The 8,910-nt window shown below is 53.6% G+C and carries 6 protein-coding genes; 2 read left to right on the forward strand and 4 right to left on the reverse strand.

From position 1 onward, the window contains the following. Nucleotides 1-156 precede the first annotated feature (156 nt). The 3 genes from B1748_RS35840 to B1748_RS35850 form a co-directional block, all read right to left on the reverse strand. Nucleotides 157-1,605, reverse strand: a complete 1,449-nt coding sequence (locus B1748_RS35840; protein ID WP_087572760.1) for an ABC transporter substrate-binding protein — start codon at nt 1,603-1,605, stop codon at nt 157-159. A gap of 157 nt (nt 1,606-1,762) precedes the next feature. Next, the gene (gene murQ / locus B1748_RS35845; RefSeq protein WP_087572764.1) at nt 1,763-2,677 is read right to left on the reverse strand and encodes an N-acetylmuramic acid 6-phosphate etherase; all 915 of its coding nucleotides are present in this window, start codon (nt 2,675-2,677) and stop codon (nt 1,763-1,765) included. 1,193 nt (nt 2,678-3,870) lie between these two features. Further along, nucleotides 3,871-4,734: a MurR/RpiR family transcriptional regulator gene (locus B1748_RS35850; RefSeq protein ID WP_087572761.1), complete on the reverse strand. Its 864-nt coding sequence runs from the start codon at nt 4,732-4,734 to the stop codon at nt 3,871-3,873. A gap of 323 nt (nt 4,735-5,057) precedes the next feature. Here B1748_RS35850 and B1748_RS35855 point away from each other — a divergent pair, with 323 nt between their 5' ends. Then, entirely contained in the window at nt 5,058-6,347 is a 1,290-nt protein-coding gene (locus B1748_RS35855; RefSeq protein WP_087572762.1) for a 6-phospho-beta-glucosidase, read from the forward strand. A gap of 23 nt (nt 6,348-6,370) precedes the next feature. After that, entirely contained in the window at nt 6,371-7,366 is a 996-nt protein-coding gene (locus B1748_RS35860) for an N-acetylglucosamine kinase (RefSeq protein ID WP_087572763.1), read from the forward strand. A gap of 107 nt (nt 7,367-7,473) precedes the next feature. On the opposite strand, the gene B1748_RS35865 is transcribed toward B1748_RS35860, so the two are convergent. Beyond that, on the reverse strand, nt 7,474-8,910 hold a 1,437-nt coding region (locus B1748_RS35865), incomplete at its 5' end, for an S-layer homology domain-containing protein (protein ID WP_179216007.1).

Genomic DNA, 8,910 nt, shown 5'->3' on the forward strand with positions numbered 1-8,910 from the left:
GGCTTCATCCAATCTTCTCGGTACTGGTAACCGAACTTTTTGAACACGTACTTTAAGAGGTCGTTCAAAAAGTCCGCTTTTGATCACGTAGTATCCCTGCAGCTATAAATTCGGATAGCCGCCTCGGCATGAGAGCGGCTATCCGAGCGAAATTCATTAATCTTGCACGATTCCGTCCGCTCCGAAGGCCTCGATAGCGCCTTTTTTCACGGCATCGTACATCTCTTGAGGCGTAATCTCGCCTGCAAGCAGCGCTTGCAGCTTCGGAATGACAACCTCGTTCTCCAGCTTGATCGCCTTGGAACCCAATTCTACAGGGATGTCAGGACGGGCAGGAGCTGCATGCTCCAACATCTTATCGACAGCTGCGATATTGTCCGGATTGCGATTCGACTCCATGCTGGCTGCCGCTTCGCGGGCGCTCTTGGTAATATGCGCTGCAAACAGGTCATTATTCGTTGTTGCGGCTACCTGACCGCTGGACAGGAAGTAAGCCGCCTTCGCGATATTCGCTTTATGCTCGTCTGTTGGATCCTTTTTGCCGCGGAAAGCGACATAACCGTCAACGACCGCATGGGAGACCGGCTCTTGACCTGCAAAGGATGGAAGCGGCAACGCGATATAGTCCACTTTGATGCTGCCTTCAACCGCGCTTCCGTCCTTCGCGTCGATCTTCGCGTTGTTTTTGTTCGCGGAGTTTTCGAAAACGGCAAGACCTTTGCCCGTAATCATCGTCTGTCCCGTCAAGAACATGTTCCAGCGTTTGCCGGCGTCAACGGAGCTGAGCTCCTTCGGCATGGAGCCGTCGTCGATCAATTCGCGAACCGCGTTCAGAACGGTCAAATAGTTTTTGCTTGTGTATGCGTATTTCAGATCCTTTGTAAATGGAGACGGCATGCCCGCGTTTTTCACCAGAATGCTGAGGTAGTCCTTGGAGGCTACGCCAGCCGTAGCGAATACGAAGCCGTAACGCGACGTCTTGTCGCCTTCCTTTACGACGCCTTTCTTGATGGCCTCGCGGAATTCATCGTACGTCCAACCTTCTTGCTGCACTTTCTTCCAGTCGACGCCGGCTTCTTCGAGGAATTGCTTGTTGCCGCCGATGGAGTGTACTTCCATGTAAGCCGGCAGGCCGTACAGACCGTCGCCGTTCTTCATGTAAGCAAGCGCCGCTTCATCGTAGTCCGCGATCATGTCCGCGCTTACCAGATCCTTGATGTCCAGCAGCATGCCCATCTGGGCGTATTTCGAGATGCCGTCGGAGCCGATAAAGGCAAGGTCCGGAGGGCTGCCCGCGTTTACTTGCGTATCCAGCTTCTGAGTCATGTCTTCCCAGCTGGCAGGTTCGATTTTCAAAGTCAGGTTCGGATACAGCTTGTTAAAGTCGGCTTCCATCTGCTTAAAGTTTTCTTGATACGTTGGGGATACCGGCGGCAGAAGCGCCGTGATGGTGTCCTTCGCCTCCGATGCTCCGCCGTTTGCAGTGTTAGACGGCTTCGCCGTTTGGGCGGGCTCGTTGTTGTTCCCGGAGCCGCAAGCGGAGAGCGTTCCTAAGGATAAAGTCAGAGCAAGCACAGATGCAGCAATTTTCGATTTACTTTTCATTGCCAAGATCCTCCCTTTATTTGAAATTCTATATATACGATCCGTCCCAGGCGAACCGCTGTACCTCCTCTGATAAAAGAGCAGCGGGTCCGTTTGCGAAAAAGTTGAAGAACATTATAAGGATAAATCTATAACGTTCTTCCCCTTCGCGCAAACCTTACTTCACTTGGGAACAGGCACGTATAGCCCTCTTAAGGTTGCCGCCGCAGTTCGCCAGCACTTTCTTCGCCTCTTCGGCTCCAAGCCCGGACTTGATCATCATGATCGCCAGCTTGCAGTCGAGTTCGGACTGTCGCAAGTATTGCTCCGCCGTAGCTTCGTCCGTCCCAGTCGCCGTCCTGATGATTCGGAGGGATCGGTCGAACAGCTTCTTGTTGCTGGCCTTGAGATCGACCATCAGATTGTTGTACGTCTTGCCTAGCTTCACCATAGTGGTGGTCGTCAGCATGTTCAGTACAAGCTTCTGGGCCGTTCCCGCCTTTAATCTCGTGGAGCCTGCGATTACTTCCGGGCCCACCACCGGAGCGATGGTAATGTCCGCCGCCTCCGACAGCTTCGTGTCCTTGTTGTTTACGACGCCGATCGTGACAGCTCCCAACTCGCTGGCTCTGCGAAGCGCTTCGATAACGAAGGCCGCGCTGCCGCTCGCCGAGATTCCGATGACCGCGTCTTTGCCCGTCACGCCGATCTGATCGATCAGCGCCCTGCCTTCATCGCCGTCATCCTCGCATCCTTCCACGGGGATTCGCAGCGCCTGATCGCCTCCGGCAATATAGCCCTGCACGAGCGATGGATCCACGCCGAACGTCGGCAGACATTCCGAAGCATCCAGCACGCCTAACCTTCCTGACGTTCCTGCTCCGATATAGAACATTCTTCCGCCAGTCGACAGCGCATGATGAAGCGCTTCCACGGCCAACGCAATGCGAGGAATTTCCTGCCTCACCGCCACGTGTACCTTGGCATCCTCCTGGTTCATGAGCTCCAGCATGCCTTCGGTGGACAATTCGTCGATCATCCCGGTCTCGGGGTTGATCCCTTCCGTCGTCAAGCTTGCAAGATAGTCCTTCATCGTGATTCCCCTTACGTGATCATGTTTGGACAAGTTGCTGTCCATGTGATCGAATTCCACCCTGTTGTCGACGCTGCCCATAATGCTAGTATGGTTATTGTCTTCAGTGTCATTCGTGATGCGTTTGTTGTTGTTGTTCATGACTCTATATTAAGAATTTATTTCAGCTCCGTCAATAGTTTTTGAAATATTATTTTATAGTGTCATAAAACATTGGCATTTTATATCACAAATTGTGCGAGATGCACAAATGCCGTCGAACCTTTGGCGGTGCGGCTTTCCGGCCATCATCGGGGTAAGCGCATTCATCATTTAAAGTTTAAAATTTCCAACTTGTGCTTAAGAAAATACGGAGCTGGATGCGCCTACAACAGACCATCCCCGAACGAATGTCGGGATGTCGGGACGTGGGGATGACGGGATGCCAGGGTGCCTGGACGCCGGAATGCCGCGACATGGGCACGCTGGGATGTCGGGACGGGATGACGAGACGTGGGCATGCTGGAATAACGGGGGGACGGGATGCGTCGCCGGGACATGGGGACGCTGGGACGTCGGGATGTCGGGATGACTGGATGCAGGGACGTCGACTTCGGGACGTTTGGATGACGGGTTGACGGGACGACGAGACGCGTCACCGGGACATGGGGACGCTTGGACGCGGGATGATGAGATGCCGGGACGGGTCGCTAGGACGGGACGCTGGGATGACGGGATGCCGGACGATTTGCACAACACGGATGCTAAACTCCGCTAGGCTACTTTACAGTAGGCCACCTCAGTATGAATTGTGCAAATATACTCAAATATTTAAACTGAAGCCTCTCCCTGGTGGTAAATTGTACAAAAATACACAATTCTAGTTCCATTTCGCCCCTATAGACTCTTATCGAGGTTAAAAATAGGGATAAATGTACAAATTCACGAATCTCTAATCCGTATGTAAGCTAATTTGTGTATTTTCGTACAATTACCACTTTGGACTCCTCTTTGATTACCTCACTGACCAGGTCCACCAACATGCGCTAATCCTTCTCTTTTTGAACGCCTCCTCCTCCTACTCCGACTCAACCAAACAGCGCTTATGAAAAATTAATCCGGGTTCTGCTGCCAAGTATTACTCCATGGCCTGAGCAGCAAAAACACTCCAGCCTGCAGGCTGGAGTGTCGTTCATGATCGCTAATGGGGAGCGTTACCTTCTACGCTTGTTGGAGATGATGCTTCTGCTCTTGGAGAGATACTTTTTGACCTGCTGATAGTCCGCGCTTGCCACGCCGGCGAACAGCATATCGATAATCGTGAGCATCGCGATGCGCGATCCCATGGCGCCGCTGCGAATGGAAATTTCCGGCGTCGATATGCTCAGCAAAGAATCCGCCTTGTCGGATAGTTCGCTTTTGCTGTATTTCGTGATCGCCACAATATGAGCACCGTTTTTTTTGGCTATTTCCAGCGAGTCGAGTATTTCCACCGTGTCTCCGGAATTGGATATAAAGATGGCGACGTCCTCCTTGGTCAGCAAGGAAGCGGCCGTCAACTGGCTATGGCCGTCCGTAAAAGCATGACAGATCTTGTTGATCCGCGTAAACTTCTGCTCGGCGTCCTGAGCCACCAGCCCCGACGCGCCAATGCCGAAAAACATCAGACGTTTGCTGGACTGCAGCGCCTTGATGGCACGAGCTACCGCAGGGCGGTCAAGCACGCTAAGCGTATCCTCGATGGAACGCACATTGTTGCGTCCGATGTTGGATATGATCGTACTGAGGTCGTCGCCAGGCTGAATGTCGCTATATTGTTCGCCGCTGTCTTCGTCCATCGAGCCCAGCGACGCAGAGATGCTGACGATAAAGCTGCGATAGCCGTTATACCCCATCGTCTTGCAGAAGCGCAGCACCGAAGCGTCGCTTGTTTTGCTGCCTTGCGCAAGGCTCTTGATCGACAAATGCGGAATTTCTTCCTTATTCGCAAGGATATATTCCGCCACCAGCCGTTCGACCGGGGTCAGACTATCCTTTCTGTCGCGGATCTTGATTAATACGTTATCGTTTATCGCCATATGACGTTACCTGCCGTTTCGTAGGTTTTGTCGCCACTAAGAAGCTGATCTGGATAGTCTGGCCGGGAGCTCGGAAGCTCGGAAATTCCATTGTGGTTACATCGTATACGGATTCCTGCCAAATTACAAGTGTTTGCATCGGATATATGGACATATATCGAGTGACGAGTTTAATAAAATATTATTTTAAAATATTATTATCATTTTGAAGTAAATATTGCAACTTTTATTGCCTGAAATTCTTGTAGCATGTTATAATGGGCACCAATTGACGTGCATCTACGCCATTATGATGAATCATAAACGAGCAAAGGATGAGGGACATGGGAACAGCATTAAAAATTGCCATTATCGGGGCAGGAAGCACCTATACCCCGGAACTGATGGAGGGCATTATTAAACGCAAAGACAATCTGCCGCTGACAGAGCTGGCGCTTATGGATATCGACGCCCGCAAGCTCGAGATCGTTGGCGGCTTATGCGATCGCATGGTACAGGCAGCGGGAATGAACTGCACGGTCGTTAAAACGATGGAGCTGGATGAAGCTCTCCAAGGAGCTAGCTTCGTGCTCGGCCAGATTCGCGTCGGCAAGCTGCCCGCTCGCGTGCTGGACGAGAAGATACCGCTCAAGTACGATCTGATCGGTCAAGAAACCTGTGGAATCGGCGGCTTCTTTAAGGCGATGCGCACGATCCCCGTTATGCTCGACATCGCGAAGCGCATGGAGCAGCTATGCCCCGACGCTTGGCTGATTAACTTCTCCAATCCCGCGGGAATCATTACGGAAGCGATTTTGAATCATACGAATGTCAAAATGCTGGGACTATGCAATGTCCCTTACAATATGTACAAGAGCATTCGAGAAACGCTTCAATTGCCAAACGCGGATTTGACTTACGTCGGGCTCAACCATCTGAGCTGGATTACAGCCATTGAGCAGGACGGCAAAGACTATCTGAAGGACGCTCTCGAGATGGGGCTCAACAGCGAAGCAATGAAGAACATTCCTTCCAGCGGCTTTAGCCAGGAACTGGTGCAGCTCGTAGGCGCTATTCCTTCCTCCTATATGGAATATTATTATTTCAAGGACAAAAAGCTGAAGCTATTGAAGGACAGCGAGCAATCCCGCGGAGAGAAATGTATGGACATCGAGGAAGAGCTTCTGGGCATCTACTCCAATGCAGAGCTGCATGAAAAACCCGAGCTTCTGGCCTCGCGCGGCGGCGCCAACTATTCCGAAGTCGCGATCAGCCTCGTCGATGCCATCTACAATGACAAGCAGGAGGTCCATGTCGTGAATCTGCTAAACGGCGGAGCGCTGGACTTCATGGAGCATAACGATGCCATTGAGGTAGCTGCAGTCATAGGCAAGGATGGCGCGAAGCCGCTTGTTATCGAAGACTTCGACAACCGCCATATTATCGACTACATGCGAATGGTGAAGGCATACGAACGCGAGACAGTCGCCGCGGCCGTCGAAGGCAGCGAAGAAGCCGCCATGCGGGCGTTGATGATGAATCCGCTCGTTGGCGATTATAATACGGCGCTGGCTTGCTTTAGGGAATTGAAGGAAGCGCACAAGGAATATTTGCCCCAGTTCAAATTCGAATAACGCAGGGAGGAGTGGGAATCGCCATGAGCAAGTACGTCATCGGCGTCGACGGCGGCAATAGCAAGACGGATTATTATTTGTTCGACCTGAACGGAACGCTTAAGGATCATATCAGGTCCGGCACCTGCAGCCACGAGCAGTTCCCGGAGAGCTACGCCAAATCTTACAGCGTTATGCATGAGCAGATATCATCACTGCTTGCACGAAGCGGGTTGTCCTTGGCGGATATCGCGGCAGGAGCGTTCGGGCTGGCAGGCGCGGACATTCCTTCGCAGAAGGCGCAGCTGAACGCCGTTATCGAACGTCTCGGGTTCACCCGCTTCGCGATGGACAACGATGCCTTCCTCGGCATCAAAGCGGGGACGTCGCACGGCTACGGCATCTGCTCCATCAACGGTTCGGGCGTTTCTACCTGCGGCATCTCGAAGAGCGGCAAACGTCTTCAGGTCGGGGGAGTCGGCAGCGAGCTCGCCGGCGACGAGGGCGGCGGCTTTTACTTGACGCGGCGTGTTCTGCGCGCCATCTACGACAGCTTCTACCGCCTGGGCCCGGAGACGTCCATGACGGAGCCCGTCATGGCGCTGATCGGCGCGTCTTCCAAGGAGACGTTTATGGATCGGGGACTTGAAGGTTTGGTCGCCCGAAGCTTGCCGTATACCGAGATCGTGACGACACTTCTTGCAGCTGCAGAGCAAGGCGATGCTGTCGCGTCCGGCATCGTCGACCACTCGGCCCGCCAGCTTGCCTATTCTACGGTCGGCTGCTTGGGGCATCTCGACTTCGACGACGATAAGCCTGTCGACATCGTGATGGCCGGCTCCGTCTGGGCGAAAGCGGCTTCGCCGATTATGCGGGATCGTTATATGGGGTTCGTCTCGGGCTTAACCGGCCGGGAATGCCGATTTATTTTGCTGCAGGAGCCGCCAGCCGCAGGAGCCGTACTTTGGGCGCTTGAGCTTGCGCTCGGCGCACCTGCCGATGACGGACTGCGCGCGAAGGTGATCGAGGCGGTACGCTGACTTCGGCGGCATACTGGAAAAGGTTATCCCGCATTCGTTCAACGAGATGAACGAATGCTGAGGATAACCTTTTTTTGCGGCGATTATTCGTGCTTCATTACACCTGGTTAGATGAGTCCCGACTCCTTTAACAAACGCTGAACCATGACAGCTGCCTGCGCACGGGTCAACTTGGTCCCAGGCGCGAGCTCCCCCTTCGGCGTGCCGGAGAGAATGCCGGTCGCAAGCCCCTTATTCAGCGAAGTCTCCGCCCAAGCCGAAGCTTGAGCTGCGTCCGGGAATCCGCTCAATGGATCAGCTCCAGCGTCTGCCTTGTCAGTCAACCCCGTCCATCTCATCGCATTCGCGATCATCATCATGGCCTGTTCGCGTGTTACGTCATCGTTCGGGCGGAATGTGCCGTCCTCGAATCCTCCGATTAAGCCATATTCATAAGCCGTCCCTATTGCCCCGGCATACCATTCTCCTTCGCGGACGTCGGAGAAATTGCCGATACCGGCTTGCGTATTTTGGCCAAGGCCTAGCGCACGCACCAGAATGGCCGCAAATTCCGCGCGCTTAATGGAACGATCCGGAGCGAAAAGCCTCTCTCCTATACCTTCGATGATCAAGCGCGATCCCATATCAAGGACGGCGCTGCTCGCCCAATGCCCCTTCATATCGTCGAATGCCGCCTTGTATCCGATCAATGCGTAATCGCTGTTGGTCAGGTTGTTCATCGCACCTGCGTATATCCCGTTATTCACCAGCATCCGGGTCGGTATATGCCTAACCGTTCCGTCGGGATCGATGACAACGCCCGTAGACATCAACCTGCGGTTAACCCCATTTGGTATGGAAATGGTCCGCTCAACATAAGCCGCAAAGTTGTTCGCTTCGATTCCCAGGTCCCCGGCTTTGACCCATACCGCAAAATGAACCGGAGGCGCGATGACCTGGAAGTCTCCAACTTCAGCCCTTTCCCTTAGCAGACGGACGATACGGTCATTCGAAGGGGCGATTTCGATACGCACGACGGCATCCTTCGCCCGAACGTTCGGTCCCAGTTGCTCCAGCAACGCTTCCAGATCCAACAGAGACGCGTCGATGGCATACGATGCGAATGCCGTGCGCAATTGGATCTTGCCGCCTCTGTCGATCAATGCCTTCAGAAGTTCCATGCTCAGCTCTGCTGCAAGTACGTCGCTCTCCGCATCCGCTTCAATCTCGAGGACTGTCCCCTGCGAATCACCGGCCAGCGTCTGATTATCCTTGTTCCAATCAATGGTCACCGTTGTTACTTTGCGGCCTTTACCGTCCGTAGTACTGGTGATGTCCGCATGTCCCTGCTTGCCGTTGATGAGCAAGCCCTTCTCTTCACCGGCAGCAGGAGTTGGCGTTGGCGTCGGGTAGACCGTCCCGCCCCCGTCAGGAGTCTCCGTCACTTGAGCCGTCCACTTCGCGTTCAGCGTCACGTTGCCCGTCACCACAGTCGTGAAAATATATGGTTCCGTCAGTTCTTCGTCGGTGTACCAACCTCCGAACGCGTATCCCGTTCTTGTCGG

The sequence above is a fragment of the Paenibacillus sp. MY03 genome, assembly GCF_002165585.1.
In the GTDB taxonomy this organism is placed as follows: Bacteria; Bacillota; Bacilli; order Paenibacillales; family Paenibacillaceae; genus Pristimantibacillus; species Pristimantibacillus agaridevorans.